This window comes from Lacibacter sp. (assembly GCF_035299325.1).
Lineage (GTDB): Bacteria > Bacteroidota > Bacteroidia > Chitinophagales > Chitinophagaceae > Lacibacter.
Map to the genome: position 1 here is coordinate 176,350 of NZ_DATGWT010000026.1, position 19,176 is coordinate 195,525.

General features: G+C 40.8%; 20 protein-coding genes. 15 read left to right on the forward strand and 5 right to left on the reverse strand.

The window, feature by feature from the left end:
• Positions 1-8: 8 nt before the first annotated feature.
• Genes VK159_RS15885 through VK159_RS15895 form a run of 3 tightly spaced genes read right to left on the reverse strand, consistent with a single transcriptional unit; the run spans position 9 to position 6,211 of the window.
• The gene (locus tag VK159_RS15885; RefSeq protein ID WP_324231145.1) at positions 9-3,044 is read right to left on the reverse strand and encodes a TonB-dependent receptor; all 3,036 of its coding nucleotides are present in this window, start codon (positions 3,042-3,044) and stop codon (positions 9-11) included.
• 34 nt (positions 3,045-3,078) lie between these two features.
• Positions 3,079-4,986, reverse strand: a complete 1,908-nt coding sequence (locus VK159_RS15890; RefSeq protein WP_324231146.1) for an FAD-dependent oxidoreductase — start codon at positions 4,984-4,986, stop codon at positions 3,079-3,081.
• Positions 4,987-5,020: 34 nt separating this feature from the next.
• Complete coding sequence (locus VK159_RS15895) at positions 5,021-6,211, reverse strand: AGE family epimerase/isomerase (protein WP_324231147.1); 1,191 nt, start codon at positions 6,209-6,211, stop codon at positions 5,021-5,023.
• A 168-nt stretch (positions 6,212-6,379) separates the two neighbouring features.
• Between VK159_RS15895 and VK159_RS15900 the strand changes: the two genes are divergently transcribed.
• From VK159_RS15900 to VK159_RS15915, 4 genes are all read left to right on the forward strand, one after another.
• Entirely contained in the window at positions 6,380-7,615 is a 1,236-nt protein-coding gene (locus VK159_RS15900; protein WP_324231148.1) for an ROK family transcriptional regulator, read from the forward strand.
• 104 nt (positions 7,616-7,719) lie between these two features.
• The gene (locus tag VK159_RS15905) at positions 7,720-8,484 is read left to right on the forward strand and encodes an ABC transporter permease (RefSeq protein ID WP_324231149.1); all 765 of its coding nucleotides are present in this window, start codon (positions 7,720-7,722) and stop codon (positions 8,482-8,484) included.
• Positions 8,485-8,490: 6 nt separating this feature from the next.
• The gene (locus tag VK159_RS15910; protein ID WP_324231150.1) at positions 8,491-9,285 is read left to right on the forward strand and encodes an ABC transporter ATP-binding protein; all 795 of its coding nucleotides are present in this window, start codon (positions 8,491-8,493) and stop codon (positions 9,283-9,285) included.
• The gene (locus VK159_RS15915) at positions 9,267-10,244 is read left to right on the forward strand and encodes an MlaD family protein (RefSeq protein ID WP_324231151.1); all 978 of its coding nucleotides are present in this window, start codon (positions 9,267-9,269) and stop codon (positions 10,242-10,244) included. Before VK159_RS15910 ends, VK159_RS15915 begins: the two co-directional genes overlap by 19 nt.
• 20 nt (positions 10,245-10,264) lie before the next feature.
• Here VK159_RS15915 and VK159_RS15920 read toward each other — a convergent pair whose 3' ends face one another.
• On the reverse strand, positions 10,265-10,651 hold the full coding sequence (locus VK159_RS15920) for a hypothetical protein (RefSeq protein ID WP_324231152.1): 387 nt from the start codon (positions 10,649-10,651) through the stop codon (positions 10,265-10,267).
• Positions 10,652-10,856: 205 nt separating this feature from the next.
• On the opposite strand from VK159_RS15920, the gene VK159_RS15925 reads away from it, so the two are divergent.
• The 5 genes from VK159_RS15925 to VK159_RS15945 all read left to right on the forward strand — a co-directional run bounded on the left by VK159_RS15925 (position 10,857) and on the right by VK159_RS15945 (position 13,920).
• Positions 10,857-11,378, forward strand: coding sequence for a ferritin-like domain-containing protein (locus tag VK159_RS15925; protein ID WP_324231153.1), 522 nt, complete (start codon positions 10,857-10,859; stop codon positions 11,376-11,378).
• A 12-nt stretch (positions 11,379-11,390) separates the two neighbouring features.
• Complete coding sequence (locus tag VK159_RS15930) at positions 11,391-12,044, forward strand: dienelactone hydrolase family protein (RefSeq protein WP_324231154.1); 654 nt, start codon at positions 11,391-11,393, stop codon at positions 12,042-12,044.
• Between the two features lie 19 nt (positions 12,045-12,063).
• Positions 12,064-12,699: a phosphoribosyltransferase gene (locus VK159_RS15935; protein WP_324231155.1), complete on the forward strand. Its 636-nt coding sequence runs from the start codon at positions 12,064-12,066 to the stop codon at positions 12,697-12,699.
• A gap of 96 nt (positions 12,700-12,795) precedes the next feature.
• Positions 12,796-13,242, forward strand: coding sequence for an Hsp20/alpha crystallin family protein (locus VK159_RS15940; RefSeq protein ID WP_324231156.1), 447 nt, complete (start codon positions 12,796-12,798; stop codon positions 13,240-13,242).
• A 51-nt stretch (positions 13,243-13,293) separates the two neighbouring features.
• Positions 13,294-13,920 carry a hypothetical protein gene (locus VK159_RS15945; protein WP_324231157.1) on the forward strand — a complete coding sequence of 209 codons (627 nt, stop codon included), beginning with the start codon at positions 13,294-13,296 and terminating at the stop codon, positions 13,918-13,920.
• A gap of 78 nt (positions 13,921-13,998) precedes the next feature.
• On the opposite strand, the gene VK159_RS15950 is transcribed toward VK159_RS15945, so the two are convergent.
• The gene (locus VK159_RS15950) at positions 13,999-15,096 is read right to left on the reverse strand and encodes a hypothetical protein (protein ID WP_324231158.1); all 1,098 of its coding nucleotides are present in this window, start codon (positions 15,094-15,096) and stop codon (positions 13,999-14,001) included.
• A gap of 123 nt (positions 15,097-15,219) precedes the next feature.
• Here VK159_RS15950 and VK159_RS15955 point away from each other — a divergent pair, with 123 nt between their 5' ends.
• From VK159_RS15955 to VK159_RS15980, 6 genes are all read left to right on the forward strand, one after another.
• Positions 15,220-16,242 (forward strand): nucleotidyltransferase domain-containing protein, encoded by a 1,023-nt coding sequence (locus tag VK159_RS15955; protein ID WP_324231159.1) that lies wholly within the window; start codon positions 15,220-15,222, stop codon positions 16,240-16,242.
• A gap of 94 nt (positions 16,243-16,336) precedes the next feature.
• The gene (locus tag VK159_RS15960; protein ID WP_324231160.1) at positions 16,337-17,158 is read left to right on the forward strand and encodes a universal stress protein; all 822 of its coding nucleotides are present in this window, start codon (positions 16,337-16,339) and stop codon (positions 17,156-17,158) included.
• A 259-nt stretch (positions 17,159-17,417) separates the two neighbouring features.
• Complete coding sequence (locus tag VK159_RS15965) at positions 17,418-17,633, forward strand: DUF2892 domain-containing protein (RefSeq protein WP_324231161.1); 216 nt, start codon at positions 17,418-17,420, stop codon at positions 17,631-17,633.
• A 76-nt stretch (positions 17,634-17,709) separates the two neighbouring features.
• The gene (locus VK159_RS15970) at positions 17,710-17,880 is read left to right on the forward strand and encodes a hypothetical protein (protein WP_324231162.1); all 171 of its coding nucleotides are present in this window, start codon (positions 17,710-17,712) and stop codon (positions 17,878-17,880) included.
• Positions 17,877-18,968 (forward strand): DUF6544 family protein, encoded by a 1,092-nt coding sequence (locus tag VK159_RS15975; protein ID WP_324231163.1) that lies wholly within the window; start codon positions 17,877-17,879, stop codon positions 18,966-18,968. Before VK159_RS15970 ends, VK159_RS15975 begins: the two co-directional genes overlap by 4 nt.
• A gap of 8 nt (positions 18,969-18,976) precedes the next feature.
• The coding region (locus tag VK159_RS15980) for a metal-dependent hydrolase (RefSeq protein WP_324231164.1) at positions 18,977-19,176 on the forward strand (200 nt) is incomplete at its 3' end.

Here is a 19,176-nt window from a genome sequence, read left to right on the forward strand (position 1 = left end):
TTTCAGAATTAGAATTTCAGGTTTATACCAACTGTTGTTGTACGCATAATGGGATAGAAAGAACCATTGGTATTACTTACTTCAGGATCGAAACCAGGTTCGTAATTCGAGAATGTGAACGGATTCACCGTATTTACATAAACACGTAATTGCTGAATGCGTAATTTCTCGGAAATATTTCTTGCTAATGTATAACCGAGTGTAATATGCTTAACCCGCATAAATGCACCGTTACGCAACCAGTAATCAGACGAAACATAGTTTCCGTTTCCACCACTATACAACCGTGGATATTTTGCATCGGTGTTAGTGGGAGTCCATCTGTCCAGTGCAGATTCAAGTCCTGACGCAAACCAGTTGCCTGCATTGAACGGTTGCACAGCTACTCCCGATATGTAGTTATCTCTTTTACCAACACCAAAAAGGAAAATATTGAGATCAAACCCTTTGTAATCTGCATTCAGATTTAAACTATAATCGTAACGTGGAAAGTTGTTACCAATCAACACCCGGTCACTGGCGTTAATGATGCCATCTTTGTTTACATCAACAAACTTGATGTCACCCGCACCTGTTGTTCTTGTGCTGTTTGAAGGAACCGCAAAATTATCTCCCTGCTGATACAGGCCATCAGTTAAAAAAACAAAGTAGGAGAACAGCGGATAACCTTCCCTTGTTAATTGATTTCCACTGACAATATCACGGCCTTTTGTATCGAGTGTTTTTGTTTTTACATCCGACAGATTACCTGTAATGCTGTAATTGAACTTACCGATCTTGTCACGATAGGTTGCTGAGAACTCCCATCCATTATTTACAAAAGATGCTGCATTTCGTGGAATGGTGGATGAACTGGTATAACCCTGCGCAAGTGAAATCGGGAAGTCAATCAGGTTATCTTCTACTTTCTTTTGATAAACATCAAACGTTACATTCAACCTGTTTTTCAATACAGTAAGATCTATACCAATATTACTTTGTTTGGAAGTTTCCCAGGAAATAGCTTCGTTAGGAATATTTCCTAATGAAGATCCGCCTGTCAACACATTATTAAAATAATAGGCCGTTCCTGCGTTAATAGTTGATACAAACGGATAGTTTTCGCCAACCTCCTGGTTACCTGTTTCGCCATATGATACACGAAGTTTTGCAAAATCAATAAAAGATACATCCTGCATAAAGTTCTCTCTCGAAATAACCCAACCTGCAGATACACCCGGGAAGAAGCCCCACTGTTTATTTAATATCTGGCTAAACCTTGATGAACCATCATATCGGCCAGTTACTTCTAACAAATACTTTTGTGCATAACTGTAATTAAATCTTCCAAAGAAACCAACCAGTGAATAATCAGTTGCAGAGCCACCCGATGTTTGCTGTGTTGGTGAAGCAAGGTTTAAATAAGGACGGTTCGGATCAGGCAAACCCTGACGACCGGCAGTTACTGCAGTTACTCTGTTATCCAGTGCCTGGAAACCTCCCTGCAATTTAAACTGATGATCTTGTTTCAGGTTATAAGAATAGGTTCCTGAAATATTATATTGATTGGTGATATTCCGTCTGTTAGTATAATTAAGAGCAGAATCACCAATGACCTGTGCCAATAAATAAGTATTTGTTGCAGGATTTGGATTGTACACGTCATACGATCCTCTTGCTACATACGCTTCCGTTGCAGATGTTCTGGCATTGTACGATGCATCGATCACAAAGTTTTTAAAAACTTCCGCATTCAGCCCAAACCTTACAGATAATGTTGGAGTTTCCGCATGGTTATAGCCGGAAGATTCAGCTGCACCAACCGGGTTAACTCTGTTCGACTGACCCGCATCACCGTACTTCTCATTATCGAATTTTCCAGGCCATAATCTTGCCATAGATATACCACGCTGAATAATTTCATTGGGCGACATTCCACCTGGCTGCACACTTGTTGATTTGGTATAAAACAGATCTGTGGTGAATTTGATCTTCCTTGTAAGATTAATATCACCATTCATACGCAGATCATATTTCTTAAAACTATTGTTTACTACCAACCCCTGTTGATTTAAATATGTTCCTGATACCAGGAAGCTAGCTTTATCTGAACCACCGTTGATGATAATGTTATGGTTTTGCATTAAACCACTGTTCTGGAAAATAAGATCTTTCCAGTCGGTATTAAATACATTCATATTATCTGCAGCCGTTGTACGATAGGTGTTAATTTTTGCATCGTTATGAATTACGGGGCCACCTGCATTTGTGCTATACTCATTCTCCAGGATCATATGATCAACACTCGATAACAGATTAGGAAAATTAGTAGGCGTTTGCTGGCTTACAAATCCATTGTATGAAATAGAAGTTTTACCTGATTGACCTCTTTTTGTTTTGATGAGAATAACACCGTTCGTTCCACGCACACCATAAACAGCAGTTGAAGCAGCATCTTTTAAGATCGATACGTTTTCAATAATATTCGGATCAACATCATTCAAGCTTACACCCTCCACTCCATCTACAATGATCAACGGGCTACTGCTGCCTGTAATAGAACCAATACCACGGATATTAATAGCACCACCATCAGCTCCTGGTTGACCTGAACCTTGCTGAATTACCACACCCGGCGCAAACCCTTGCAAAGCCATTGATGTAGAAGCAATAGGACGTTTGATCAACTGATCACCTTTAACTGTTGCTACAGCACTGGTAATATTCGACCGACGTTGTGTACCATAACCTACCACAACCACTTCACCTAAGTTACCGGCTGCTGATTCGAGTGTTACAGTCACGACAGCATCTTCAACGGTTACTTCTTTTGCAACGTAACCAATGCCGGAGAAAACCAATGCATCTCCTTTGTTTGCTGTAATTGAGAAGCTACCGTTCGATCCGGTAACTGTACCTCGTTTGCCTCCTTTCACTGTAATTGAAACTCCTTCGGCAGCAGCACCTGTAGCGTTAGTAACAGTACCTGTTACCCGTAGTTCCTGTGCTGAAACATACAGAACCGAAGAAAGAATCATCAACAGCATGAGCATTCGCTTTTTCATAATCAAGTTTTAGTTTGTTAGTGATGATTGTATATCATTTATAGTGACCCTCGTGGTCAACTTCTTTCAATTGAAATGGGTTGATAACAGCATCGAGCAACACGGCCAGTTCCAGTCGTGTAATAGTTCGTTGCAGATCAAAATTTGCAAAACCCCAGCTACTCCATTTTGCTGCCAGCTGTTGTTGCAATTCGTTTATTTCTGAAAAATTCCAGTTTGTATTTTTCTGAAGTGCAGGATATTGATTGGCAGTTGTTGCAACTATTGTTACAGCATCTCCAATAGTTACAGTTGCTGAGGTAAGTTTAACGTCAGCAAATTCTTTATAATCGTTGAAGAATGTTGCAGCAGCAATGGTAGAATCGGGATAGAACCATGTACGGTTGGCCCATTTAAACGGCTCACCTTTTCCTTTTAAAATTCCGGTAGCGCCAATCCGTTGTACCGCAGCAAAATGTTTGTGATCTGCCCGCACATCAAAGTAAGGCATGATATAAGCTTTCGCATTCAGCAATACTTCCTGTACAGTCCGCACAGAAATTTCACGTGCCTGCTTTTTTTGTTGTACACTCAAGGCCGCCAATGCGCCTGCTGCCTGTCCGGTTAAAAATACAACAGGTTGCAAACGTGTAGTGCCGTTCACAATATTGCTTACGCTGATTCCTTTTTCTGTAACAAGTAAGCCGTTGTGATGCTGAGGAATTAAGGTTCCCAATGGGATATTGTATGATGGAACAGGATAAAAATTTAAATGCTGTGGGGCATTTTTGTTTTCACGATGATGATGATCAATGGGATAATCACCAACCGAAACACCTGTGCGGTACAATGCCTGTGCTTGATTGAATGGTTCTGCAATATGTTGCACTTTAAACCGTACGACACCTTGCATTCTTCTTCCTTCACGGTGATAAGGAATCAACGGCAACTGATCAGTTGTTGGAAATTCATTTGCTGCAAAATCGAGATGTTTAAATCCAAATTGTGTTTGCAGAAAATATACAAAGCGGATTGTTTTTTCTTTTGCCTTTTTTATCTCTTGTTGACGTTGCTCATGAGTAAGCGGAATCAAATTCAGGTAAATATCATTTCCTTTACCCGGCCAGTTGATCATGTATTTGCCATTGGGTAATTTGCCATAATCAAGCAGTTGTGCTGCTGTAACATTCGACGCCATTTTTTTTGGATCACTACAAAACTCATTGCAGCAACCATCAAATTCCATCGGATCATAATTCGCTGGTTTTACCAAGGTACAATCTGCACCGCTGCCATAATCTTTGAGAATAGCAGTGTATGTAATATCCTGAATAATATCATTGCTTGCAGGTACACCCACGTTTTCATTGGTCATACTATCTGCCTCCATCCCCATATCAAACGGAACCGAAGCACTGGCCATTACATCACCTAACTCTGTTGCATCGATGATCTGTTTGGCATGTATGGTTACCGTATCTCCTGTTTTTATATCGATGAAGGCAGCACCGGTAATGTTTGTGCCTGTTGTAAGTGCTTTTACAAAACGCAATTGCTGCATCACAGAAAGTTGTTTCTCTGCTGCAGCCATTTGTTTGAAAATACTATCAGCCACATGAGGTTCAAACAGCGTGTTACTTACCCAACCGGTTTCAACAGCTTTCGGCCCGCCATATACTTGGTAAATTTTTTCTCTGAACTCGGCCCAAATGCCCGATGGCATATTGTGGTTACCATCAAATGCAGAAACACCTGCTGATGAAATCATTCCACCCAGCCATGTTGTTTCTTCTGCAATGATTGTTTTTACACCAAGTCTTGCACTTTGTATACCGGCCGCAGTACCGGAAGTTCCGCCACCCACCACAAGTACATCTGTGTAAATGCCTTTCTCTGCAGGAGCAGTACAACCACTTACCAGCAGTAAAACAACAATAGAATAATATAGATATGCAGTCTTCAATTCAGCAGTTTAGCAATCGTTATGTAATCGTTTTTTAAATGGCTTCAAAAGTGGCGGCTACCTGGTAAAGCGCCCGTGGAATATGAAAACATCCTTTCCACTTTCCTCCTTTTAATGATAACAGCACCTCACCTCTCCGGTTTAAATAACCAAACCATTCACCGTATTCCTCATCTCTGAAATGCTTCCATGTATAATTGTGTATCCGTTCAAACCAAACAGCACATTGTTCATTACCAGTTAATGCATAAGCTTTTGCCAATGCCACCAATGCTTCCACATGTACCCACCATAATTTTTGATCCCACTCTAATTGTTGGGGCGGCATACCTTTTATATCCATGAAATAAAATATGCCTTCGTATTCTTTATCCCATCCGTATTCAAGTGTAGTTAATAAAATAGCGACCGCTCTATCGATCAATGCACGATCATTCATACGTTTGGCAAGATCCATAATGAACCAGGTTGATTCAATCGCATGACCCGGGTTCAACAGACGACCTTCAAAACTGTTATTGAAACTTCCATCGGGGTTTACATTTTCAAGGATCAATCCATGTTCAGGCTGATAAAATACATCCATCACTTCATGGATCACTTCCGGAACAAATTCATTTACACGATCGCTGCCGAGAATATGTTCGAGTTCTAATGAGAGGTTGCAAAGGATCATCGGTAACGCAAAATTCTTAAGCGGACGTGTGCCTGGATAAGCTTTGCTGTAGGTTCCTTTCCAGTTATGCCGACGGCGGATAATATTTTCAAACGTATCAACCGCAATCTTCTTCCATTCATCGCTGGGGTTGATCTTATCCAACGCTGCAAATGCCATCGTTGCAAAACAATCACTGAAAATATTATACGGTTGCACCAATGGTTTGCCATCAGCAGTTACAGAAAAATACCAGTTGCCCTCTTCATCTCTGCCGTGCTGCTGCATAAAACGGGCACCATGCAAAGCCATATCGAGCCATTCTTTTTTCTGCTCAACATGTTTGTACATATAACTGAAACACCAAACTTCACGTCCCTGAAGCCACATAAACTTATCGGTATCGTACACATTTCCGGCACGATCGAGACAGGTAAAAAAACCACCATTTACTTCATCTTTACTGTGGTTTTGCCAAAACGGTAGAATATTCGATACCAGCTCGTTCCTGTATAAAGAAGTATAGGCAGCAGTATCTAAAGAAAGTATGGCAGCTGATTTTGGTTGCATAGTTCGTCCTTAGTTAGTAAGGATTTTATTGTTTGAAAACCGAATTTAGGAAAAATATTTACTTTATCGAACAAACTTAATTAATTTTTTTATTTACTTAGAAATTTCCAACCCTTTCTCTTTAAAAGCTCCTATATTAGTCTTCACTTTTCGAAACAAACTACTGAAATGACTGAACAGCATCAGATTTTTGAGGTCTTCAGCGATGAAAATGCCTCGGGGGTTGCATATAAAAACAAAGCACTCAAACGCTCGTTGATCAACTTTCTCGATCAGGGTGGCAATACCACAATCACAGAACTCAGCCGGGAATTAAATATCAGCGTGCCCAAAACCACCAGCCTTGTGAATGAATTAATTGAAGATGGATTGGTGAAGGATTATGGCAAAGTGGATTCCACCGGTGGACGAAGGGCCAGTATGTACGGCCTTGTATCCGACGCCTGTTTTTTTGTGGGGGTGGACGTAAAGAAATTCTACATTAACCTCGGGTTACTCGATTTTAAAAAACAACTGGTAACCATCACCGAAAAGGTTCCGTATAAATTAGAAAACACACAGGAATCGCTTACACAACTGCTCGACATCATCAAAGGATTTATTGCTGACCTGCCGGTTGAAGAAAATAAAGTGCTGAGCATCGGTATCAATCTTTCCGGCCGCATCAGCAATACCACCGGTTACAGTTACAGTTATTTTCATTTTCAGGAAGAACCACTCTCCATAATTATTGAACGGGAGATCGGCATCCGCACATTTCTTGAAAACGATTCCAAAGCCATGGCATACGGCGAATTTTGTTGCGGTGAAGTACATAACGAACGAAATGTATTGTTTGTGAATATGGACTATGGAATTGGTTTGGGTATTCTCATCGATGGAAAAGTATATTACGGTAAGTCGGGTTTTAGTGGTGAGTTTGGCCACATTCCTTTTTTTGATAATCAGATCATTTGTTACTGCGGTAAAAAAGGTTGCCTTGAAACAGAAGCATCAGGCGCTTCGTTAATCCGCAACTTCAAAGAAAAAATTGCACAGGGTTCTACGTCCAATGCATTGCGGAAAAATAAACTGATCGAAGATATCACCCTGCTTGATATTATTCATGCAGCGAATAATGAAGATATGTTGAGCATTGAATTACTGGCCGATATTGGTGAAAAAATCGGACGTGGTTTGGCCATGCTCATTAACATCTTTAATCCGGAGTTATTGATTCTTGGTGGCACCCTATCTGAAACAGGCGATTATCTGCGTTTACCTATTCGCAGCGCCATCAATAAATATTCATTAAGCTTAGTAAATAGCGATACACAATTAAAACTTTCAAAGCTTGGCGAAAAAGCCGGTGTAATGGGCAGCTGTTTGATAGCGAGGAATAAAATTTTATCAATACAGGGATAGGGTTAAATCAGTCTTGCTTCTGATATGCATCACACCGCCAACTGACAGTCTTCATTTCGCAGCAACTGATTATTATCAACATTTGGTATTGATTTCTATCAGCCATGTTTGCCACATTCAAAAAGACGCTCGACGAGGCCGGCTTACTCGGTCGCTTTTCCTTTCGGTTTATCGGGCAAACTCTGCAAGCCCGTTTCGAATTCAGTGAGTTTATCCGCCAGTGTTATATGATCGGTTACAAATCGTTTCCGCTTGTGGGACTCACCGGTTTTATTATGGGCCTGGTATTGACCATGCAACTTCGTCCTGCCATGCTCGATTATGGTGTTGCAACCCAACTACCGGAAATGGTGGGCATTGCAATCGTACGTGAAATAGGTCCTGTTATTACAGCATTGATTTTTGCGGGCAAGATCGGCAGCAGCATTGGTGCAGAACTGGGCAGCATGAAAGTAACCGAACAGATCGATGCCATGGAAGTGAGCGGTACTAATCCTTATAAATATTTAGTGGTTACACGAGTGCTTGCATCAACTGTCATGTTACCGTTGCTGGTAATTGCAAGCGATGCAATTTCCTTATACGGTTCGTACGTTGGCGTAAACATCAAAGGCGTTACCAGTTTTCAATTGTTTTTTAAAATGGTGTTTGATGGGTTGGCGTTCAGTGATGTAATGCCTGCTTTTATCAAGTCTTACTTTTTTGGATTTGCCATTGGCATGATCGGTTGTTATAAAGGTTACCATGCACAAAAAGGAACCGAAGGTGTTGGACGTGCAGCGAACTCAGCCGTGGTGGTAAGTTCGGTAGCGGTTTTTATTATTGATCTGCTGGCCGTGCAAATCACCGATCTGTTTGGTTTAAATTGATGAACAATGTTTGATGAACAAACCATACAACAAGAAACTTCAACTACAGAAAACCGGGATGCGGTTATCTCCATCAGGCATTTGTACAAATCATTTGGCAACAATCATGTGCTGAAAGATTTTAATCTTGATGTGTACAAAGGTGAGAACGTAGTGGTGCTGGGCAAATCAGGTTCAGGAAAATCAGTGCTAATTAAATGCATTATTGGTTTACTGGAACAGGATGCAGGCGACATCACCGTATTAAACGATGATGTGATCAACCTCAACAACAAAGAACTGGACGAACTGCGTGCAAAAGTGGGCTTCCTGTTTCAAAGCAATGCGTTGTATGATTCAATGACGGTTCGTGAAAATCTTGAGTTCCCGTTACGTCGCCACTGGATCAAAGTAACTGCGGCAGAAACAAATGAAAAAGTGATGCAGGTGTTAAGCAATGTTGGTCTTGCACATACTGTTGATATGATGCCTGCTGAACTTTCAGGAGGTATGCGTAAACGCATTGCATTGGCAAGAACATTGATCCTTGATCCGGAGATCATGTTGTATGATGAACCAACAACGGGACTTGATCCGATTACCGGCAAAGAGATCAGCGAGTTGATGGTAGAAATGGGCGAACACTACAACACATCTTCCATCATTATTTCACATGACATGAATTGCATTCGCATGACAGCCGACCGCATTGTAATGCTCATCGATGGCAAATGTTACGCACAGGGAACTTATCGTGAACTGGAAGAAAACAATGATCCGCAGGTAAAACAATTTTTTGAACAATGGCAAAGCAAACAATAAATAATACAAAACTGGGCATCTTCATTATTGCTGCATTGTTACTGCTCATATTTGGATTGTATATGATCGGCAAAGACAGTAATCTGTTCAGCCGCAACTATGTATTGAAAGCAAGGTTTGAACATGTGCAGGGTTTAACACCAGGCAATAATATCCGTTACGCAGGTATACAGGTAGGTACAGTAAAAAAAGTAGCTATCATCAACGATTCATCGATTGAAGTAACCATGCTCATTGAAGAAGACATGAAACAATTTATACGGGTGAATGATGTGGTGAGCATTTCAACCGATGGATTGATGGGAAATAAACTGATGCAGATCACCCCATCAAAAGACGGATCAGCCTTTGCGGTTGATGGTGATTTTTTAAGAACAAAAAAACTCATCAGCACCGATGAAATGCTGGAACTGCTGAACCGCACCAACCAAAACGTTGCGGTTATTTCAGAAGATCTGAAGAATACCGTGCAACGAATTAACAACAGCAAAGCATTGTGGCAGGTGCTCGATAACGAAGCATTACCGAAAAATATTCTTGCATCCGTCAACAATATACGGTCAGCAACAATAAAAGCCGATCTGATGGTGAAGGACCTGCAAACCATTATCGCTGATGTGAAACAAGGCAAGGGCTCGTTGGGAAAAATTATTACCGATACAGCCATTGCTTACAACCTGAATGAAGCCATTGAAAAAATAAAACTGGTTGGCAGTAATGCCGATTCGCTGGCAACCGATTTGCATGCATTTACCCTTTCTGTTAAAAACGATGTAAACAATGGTAACGGCACCATCCATAGTTTACTCAGAGATTCGTTGCTGGTACAAAAGCTGAACAACAGCTTGCAGAATATTGAAAAAGGAACCGATGGATTTAACCAGAACATGGAGGCGTTAAAAAGTAATTTTTTGTTCAGGGGTTATTTCAGGAGATTGGAGAAGCAGAAGAAGAAATGACGACTGGATGCATGAATTTTTCACACCGCCCACTTTCCTTTCAGTTGCCAGCTCAGCAACAGCATCATCAATCCAGTACCGAGGTACACAAACTGCAACCAATGCAACACCGCAATGAGCAGCATTTGCACAATTACCCAACCCATGATCATAACGGCACCGGCAACAGACCAATTGTAACGCTGCGGATGTGTTTGCAGGTTACGAATCACCGCTATCAGATTTGTACCGCCTACAGCAATACAAAGGATGAGTCCCGGCACAAAAAAATTGCTGAATGGTGTTGCTTTGAGTAAACCCGTTGACATATTGAACACTGAACCATCGGGATAGCTCACAAGCAATGCCCCGCTCACAATAGCTGTAAGAGCCACAAATGCTGTGAGGAGAAATAAAAACAGTTTCATTACAAACTCTTTACGTGAGTAAAACAGCAGTACAATTTTTGCTGCAACTGCTATATAGTTTCCTGTTACACAGAACTGCAATCATCATTCCAAATGAAGCAGGTTTTTGTGCAAAAAACTATGAGTTACAATCAGGAGATGTATGACAGGCATCATAGGAAACGCCTTTGTAAAACAATACATTCGATAACCAAAATAGTATGTTATGAAACAGGAACTTACAAGTATTACAACACTACACAACCTGCTTGATCATGAAGCAAGTAAATTTTCCAGTGCTGAAATGCAGTTGAACAATGCATTACCACAATGGATCAGTAAAGCAAATTCAGTAAAACTGAAAACCGTATTACAACGATACAGAGATGATATTGGTGAGCATTTGTTTAACCTGGAAGAATTTGTAAATGCAGAGCAGCTTATTTCACTAAGCCTTACCAACCGCATTATGAGTGCTTACATTCAGGATACAAATGAAAAACTGGTGATGTGTGCAGATGCAGAAGTAACAGATGCATGTTTGCTGGCAAGTGTACAAATGATCAATCACTTTAAGATCAGCGCTTATGGAACTGCGGCTGCCTTTGCCAACACATTAGGTATGGAAAAAGCTGCTATCTTTTTCCACAAAGCTGAAGTGCATGAAAAACAAATCGACGACCGTTTAACACAACTGGCAGAGTATGAAATAAACATAAAAGCAAAAGCGCCGATTCTTATACCGTAAAAAACAGCAGCAATGATGAATTTCCGGTTTAACAGTGAAACAGATATACCACTTGGCACTGTGGTGCTGCAGGGCGAGTTGATTGTTCCGTTAAATGCAGAGGGCATTGTCATTTTTTCACATGGCAGCGGAAGCAGCCGCCACAGTCCACGTAACCGTATGGTGGCTGCCTACCTGCACGATCAGAATTTCGGAACCTTGCTGTTCGATTTACTTACCATTGAAGAAGACAGGCGTTACCAAAACCGTTTCGATATACGCCTGCTAACACAGCGCCTGTACAACGTTACAAAATGGCTGGAAAAACATCCGGCTGCATTGGGTTGCAGCATTGGCTATTTTGGTGCAAGTACAGGTGCTGCCTCTGCATTGCAGGCTGCGGCACGCTTGCCTGAAATAGCAGCAGTAGTGTCGAGAGGTGGCAGACCCGATCTGGCAACTGATGAATTACACAAAGTAACTGCACCCACTTTACTTATTGTAGGTGGGGAAGATGCTGTTGTGCTTGAGCTGAACCGCCAGGCATTTGAACAGCTTACCTGTGTTAAGCGCCTGGATATTGTAGAAGGTGCCACGCATTTGTTTGAAGAAGAAGGTAAAATGGAAATAGTAGAAAAGCTTGCGGCAAAATGGTTTCAGAAATACCTGCAGGCTGTGAATGCTTAAACAGTTAAACGAATGAACCATGACTTTCAAAGACAGAATTGATGCGGGTTTACAGTTAGCATTTAAACTGAAGAAGTATGTGATAGACCCATGCGTTGTATTGGCCGTTCCCAGGGGAGGCGTACCGGTTGCATATACAGTTGCCAGTGAATTAAATTTCCCGATGCAACTGGTGCTCACGAAAAAGATAGGCCATCCCATCAATAAAGAATATGCCATTGGCGCTGCCAGCCTTACTGATTACTTTGTAATACCACATGATGATGTAACGGAAGTATATATTCAACAGGAAGTAAAGAAGGTGCAGGATAAATTAAAAGACATGCAGCAGAAATTTACGGGCGATCGCACATTTCTTCCATTGAAAGGTAAAACAGTCATTATTGTGGATGATGGTATTGCCACAGGTAACACCATGCTGGCCACTGTAAAGGTGATACGTAAAGAAGAACCCGAAAAAATAATTATAGCTGTTCCCGTTACTGCGGCAGAAGCATATAAAAAATTAGCAAAGGAGGTTGATGAATTTATTTTTTTACTGATAGCTGAAGAGTTCTATGGCGTTGGTGCTTTTTACCACGATTTTAAACAGGTAACGGATGAAGATGTGAAAACCTATATGAATAATCTGAAACAAACAGAAGAATTCCATTAAACAGCAACCTGTTCCCTGTTAAAAGAATCTGTCCCTGCTTTATGAAAACAAGATGGTGCGAGAAAAAATCGATTGCCAAACTTGTAAATCTTAATTATGGAACATTATTCTTCAAAAAGCAGCATTCACTACATCTATCCCGGAGAATATACTCCTTTGCCTGAACTTGAACGGTTGGCAGACGAACTGAAGGTACACAGGGAAGGTACCGTTGTGCAGCCATTGGTGAATGTGCGTGATAGAGTGGAAAGTTTTACGATTGAAGTAGCCATACCTGGTGTAAAACGGGAGAATTTTTTGATTGCATTGAAGGATCATATTTTATCAATTGCTTTGTTTGTAAAGAGCAGTGTTGATTGTGTTACCGAAAACTTTCACCTGCACGAGTTCAATTATGATTGTTTCGACAGGCATATTCTGTTGCCTGACAATGTAAATCCCGAATTAGCATCGGCTTCCTATAAGGAAGGTTTGCTGCATATTTATATTCCGAAAGAAGCGGCTCCTGTAAAAACAGAAGCGTTACGAATTGTTGTTTACTGATCTCTTTTTCACCGCCTGCTATATTATCTGTAATAAATAAAACAGGTAATTATGAAAAAGATAAAATGGCTGATAGTACTTCTTGTTTTTTTGCTCACAGGATGTACCTCTACAAAAATTACGAGCAGCTGGAAGGCACAAAATGTTGAAGCAAAACAATACAAAAAAATCCTGGTGCTGGGGTTGATCCGTGATACCGACAGAAGTCTGCAAGAGAAAATGGAAGCACATATGATTGATGATCTGAAAGAGAAAGGTTACAATGCCGTTGGTTCATTAAGCGAATACGGACCAAAAGCTTTCAGCAATATGACAGAGGCCGAAGCGGTTAACAAATTAAAAGAAAGTGCTGTTGATGCAGTGATCACCATTGTGCTGCTCGATAAACAAAAAGAACGCAGTTATGTACCGGGGCGCCTTTACTATTCACCCTATGGCATGTATTACAATCGTTTCTGGGGATATTATGGCACACTCAATTACCGTATCTATGAACAGGGATACTATGTTACCGACACGGAGTATTTCTGGGAAAGTAATGTGTATGATATGAGTACACAATCCCTGATCTATTCTGTACAAACCAAATCGTTTGATCCTGCCAACTCTGAAAGTTTAGGACATGAGTACGGGAAACTGATCATTAACGAAATGGTGAAAAATAATATCCTGAAATAAGCAGAATAAAAAAACAGCAGATCATCAGGAAATAGTTTCTTAATGATCTGCTGTTCTTATTTTACCCAATTCCTTTACTCAGTAATAATTAATTAACACAATCTTTTCATAGTCCTTCAGTAATCCTTCGTCCACAAATTCAACATCACCACCATTATCAAGTACACGTTCTATTACATCATCCACGGCATCTTTAATATAGGAGAAACGATTATAAGGTTCTTCCAGTTTCTCAATAACATCAGCAGTTGAACTGTGCTGTGCAGGAAACATATAATTCTTTTCTACCACCAGCAACTGCCCTTTTTTATGTGAGGCATCACGCCATACAGCTGTCATACCCACTGCCAGTTTCTTTTTACCTGCAGCCTCTTCAATCTGGTTGAGCAGATCTTTTTCTTTTACTTTTTTCCAATCGTTGATATATGGCTGCAATACTTCTTTCAACTGCACAGGAGAACTCTCTTCATAATTACCGTGTATGATCTCCACAATGGCTTTTTCATGCCGGGTAATTTGTCTGAAATGCCCCAGTATTCTGTCGGTGCCAATCACAAACAAAGGCAGATGATAAGCGTTTAATACAATATCGAGCGAATGATCGATGTGATAGAGGAATTTTTTCATCATAATCTCTTTCCGGTCTGATACATCTGAAAAATTAGCAACCCTTTCAGGCGCTTCATTTACATAAGCATCAATATGTTCCGGTCTGTCGGATATGATACGCACAAGATCACCGGTGTTACCGAGGTACATTCTGCTTTCCTTTCCGCTCAGCAATAACACAAGATATTTGTGCAGTTGCTTCTTACTGTACACAAGATCCCTGATCTCGAATGATTCATCAATAATGATCTTTTCTTCTACCGGTACATCCAGGTACAATACTTTTTCAAATACCGGCGATACATACAACGCAATACTTTTCTTATACGTATTGAAGTTGAGATTCTTCACAAGAGCATTAAGCTTTGCCATTACCAGCGACGACATTTCACCCGGATATTCTGCCAGCAGCTCATCTTCCACTTTCTTCACTGCCATTTTCAGTGAATACATCAACTCTGTCTTTAAATTCATTTTTGGCTCAAACGGGAGAATGATTGAAACGGAAGGCCTGTAATGCAATGCTCCCATTACTTCACGAATTTCAGGTGCAATGTTTGCGTTCATGTCGTTTGATTTTAGAGATGTAAGCTATTTCAATTCAACATGAAAACATATGACAATCATCACGCCAATCTTTGATGCTACTCATAAAAGACTGATGTAAGATGATGGTCCTTTGTACAGCACATGAAACATCCTGCAAATAATATAAATCTTTCAACCATCTTTCACAGCATGGCCGATTGCTACAGCTATCTTGGAGCAACAGAGCGCTTTCGCAGCATCGCTTATGAAAATGCTGCGAAGATCTTGTACAACATGAGTGAAGATATTTCGCTGTATAAAGATGTGAAAGCCCTGGATGCGTTGGGAGGTATTGGTGAAAGTATTGCCGCAAAAATTATTGAATACCTGCGCACTGGCAAAATAAAAGCCTATGAACAACTCAAACAGAAAGTACCGTTTGAATTACTGGAGCTGATGAATATCACTGGTTTTGGTCCTGCAACCTTGCGAACTTTGCACAAGCAACTGCATATAAAAACAAAAGATGAACTGATAGATGCTCTGCAGCATAACAGGTTGAGCAAACTGAAAGGCTTTGGCCCGAAAAAGATCAGCAACATGATGCAGGCGTTGAAACTGGAGAAAGAAAACAAAAAACGGCTTGCATTTGCGGATGCAGAAAAGATTGGAAATAGACTACTGGCACTGGTGAAAACATTTCCTGGTGTAAAGCGTGCAGAACTGGCAGGCAGTTTGAGGAGAAAAAAAGAGACGATTGGTGATATTGATCTGATCATTACAGCCAACGAAAAAGACCGGAAAAAGATCATCAGCAAACTCACAACTATGCCCGGCGTAGAAAAAATTATTGCAGCAGGGCGCACCAAGGCAAGCATTGTATTAAAAGAGCAACATGTACAGGTGGACGTTCGTATAGTTAGTGATCATGAATTTGGAGCAGCCATGCTCTATTTCACCGGTTCAAAGGAACACAACATCAAACTCCGAAGCATCGCAAAAGAGCGTGGCCTCAAAATAAACGAATACGGCATTTTCAATAAGCAGGATAAGTGGCTGGCCGGAGAAACAGAAGAAGAGATGTACAGTTTTTTGGGCATGAACTATATCCCGCCGGAAAAGCGGCTCAACAAGGGCGAGATAGAACAGGCCATGAGTAAAAAAAGGGGACAAAATATTAAATAAAAAATATTTATGATCCGAATCAGCCCCCCGGCTATTGCGAGTCATTCTTTATAGAGCGCTTCTAATTGATCTTTAACCTTCAAAATCATTCATCATGAAAAAGATTCTGCTGGCATTCGACGGAACTCATTTTTCAAACGGTGCTTTTCAATTTGCCCGTCAACTGAATGAGCTGGAACCTGCTTTAGTAACCGGCGCCTTTTTGCCACAGGCACAAGCCGCCAACTTATGGAGCTATGCCGATGGCATGAGCGGCCCCATGTTTGTTCCTTTAGTGGAAGAACGTGATACAGAAGTGATGCAGGCAAACAAGGAAAAATTTGAAACACTTTGCCGCAAAAATGGCATGGAATACCGTGTGCATGAAGACTTGTATGATTTTGCACTGCCAGAATTGAAAGCTGAAACAAGATTTGCAGATGTCCTTATTATTGGTAGTGAAGTATTTTATGAGAACCTTGGCGGCAAGCTGAATGAATATTTGCAAGACATCCTGCACAGATCGGAGTGCCCGGTGGTAGTTGTGCCGGAGAAATATAATTTTCCGAAAACAAACATTCTTTGCTACGATGGCAGCGAATCATCAGTTTATGCCATTAAACAATTTGCATACCTGTTTCCTGAATTAACAAAACAGCCCACTTTACTGGTGTATATCCATGAAGACGGGAAAAATGAATTTCCACAACAGGTAAATATTGAAGAACTCGTATCAAGACATTTCAGTGATCTCACATTAATGAAACTGGATATGAGTCCTGAGAAGTATTTCAGCACCTGGATCAATAATCGTGAAAGTGCTTTGGTGGTATCCGGTGCATTTGGACGTTCTGCTATTTCACAACTCATTCGCAGGAGTTTAGTGAAAGATGTGATTGCAGAACATAAGTTACCCGTATTTATCGCACACAGATAGATAGCAATTTGGTTGGTGATTGTTTCGGGGCCGATATCCATCGGCCCCTCTCTTTTATTACACCGATCATGATCACGATCATTGATTGCTGCAATCAGCATCATACAGTACCACATCGCCAATAAGTAGGTTTACAGCAATATGGCAATTAACAAAAAGACTATCGCAAAACTGCTGCTCATCTGTTTATTATGTGTAGGATTTGCGGTTGCAATTGCCTTCCTGATAGAATTTATTCAATCATAAAACAACACATCACATGAAAAAGAACATTGGTAATACCGATCGCATCATCCGCCTCTTACTGGCCGGTGTTTTTGCATTACTTTGGTTTCAGAATATTGTTACCGGCACCTGGGGTATTGTGTTACTCGTACTGGCAGCTGTGTTTGCTATCACAAGCCTCGTAAGCTTTTGCCCTCTGTATGCTTTGTTTGGCATCAGCAGTTGCCCAACAAAGAAAACAAACGCATAATTAAAGCATAAAGCACATCTGGCTTTCAGTTCATCACACATCCAATTCATAAGAACTGGATGTTACACTTATTTCTATGAAGCTTAATAAAGAATGGCATATTCAGCATCTAATGCCAAACAACCCAACATTAGAGGAGCGCATTGCATGGCATATTGAACACGCAAAACATTGCAGCTGCAGAGAAATGCCCGATAAGATAAAAGAAGAAATAAAGAAGAGAAAGAAAAAAACAACTTCGGCATGAAATACCTCTTTTCTTTCCTGCTGTTGATACACGGGCTTATTCACCTGATGGGTTTTGCCAATGGATTTGGTTTCAGTAAACTGCCTGCACTAACAAAATATATGTCCAAACCAACAGGTATGCTATGGCTTTTTGCAGCGATGCTGTTTACAGCTGCTGCTGTTTACTATCTGCTGAAAAAAGAAAACTGGGCCTTGTTTGCTGTTGCTGCTGTCATCATTTCTCAAGTGCTCATCATATGGTACTGGAAAGATGCGAAGATGGGAACAGCAGCTAATCTCATCATCCTGTTGGTTGTTATCCCGGCATTGGGCGAATGGCAATTCAACCGCATGTATAAAAAAGAAGTGCAGCGGATGCTTTCACTACAGATCAACAAATCAGTAAATACAATTACAAATGAACAGGTTCAGGTATTACCATCTGTAGTTCAAAAATGGTTAAAGGCCAGCGGCGTGGTTGACCGGCCGATAATTAAACAGGTGTATCTGCAACAAAGGGGCGAAATGAAAAACAAACCCGATGGGAAATGGATACCGTTTGAAGCAGAACAATATTTCACAATTGATCCTCCCTCCTTTTCCTGGAAAACAACAATTCGTCCTTCCGGTTTTTTATTCATCACCGGCAGAGACAAGTATGAACAAGGAAAAGGAAACATGCTCATTAAAGCCTACGGACTTTTTACCATTGCTGACAGCAAGGGTTTACAAACCGACCAAGGAACGTTGTTGCGCTATCTTGCGGAGATCTGTTGGTTCCCCGGTGCAGCACTCAGTGAGTATATAAAATGGGAACCGATCGATGATAAAACTGCAAAAGCAACGATGAGTTATGGAGGAATAACAGCATCGGGTGTATTCTGTTTCAACGCAAATGGCGACGTCGTAAAATTTGAGGCCGACCGTTATTATATCAACAACAATCATTCATCACTCGAAAAATGGCAGGTTACCTGTATTGATCACAAAACTATTAATGGCATCCGTATACCGGTAAAAAATAATGTTACCTGGAAATTGAAAGAAGGAGATTTTAAATGGCTTGAACTTGAAATTACCAACATTCAGTTTACTTTCACCGCATAATCAGCAGTATGGATTCAATTACACACATTGCACTGGGTGCCTGCATTGGTGAAGCATTTTTTGAGAAAGGGTTTGGTAAAAAAGCAATGCTTTGGGGTGCTTTGGCACAAAGTATTCCTGATATTGATTTTGTTGCTTCCTTCTGGATGGGCACTGCCGATGATCTGCTGGCACATCGTGGTTTTACACATTCGCTTTTGTTTGCAGT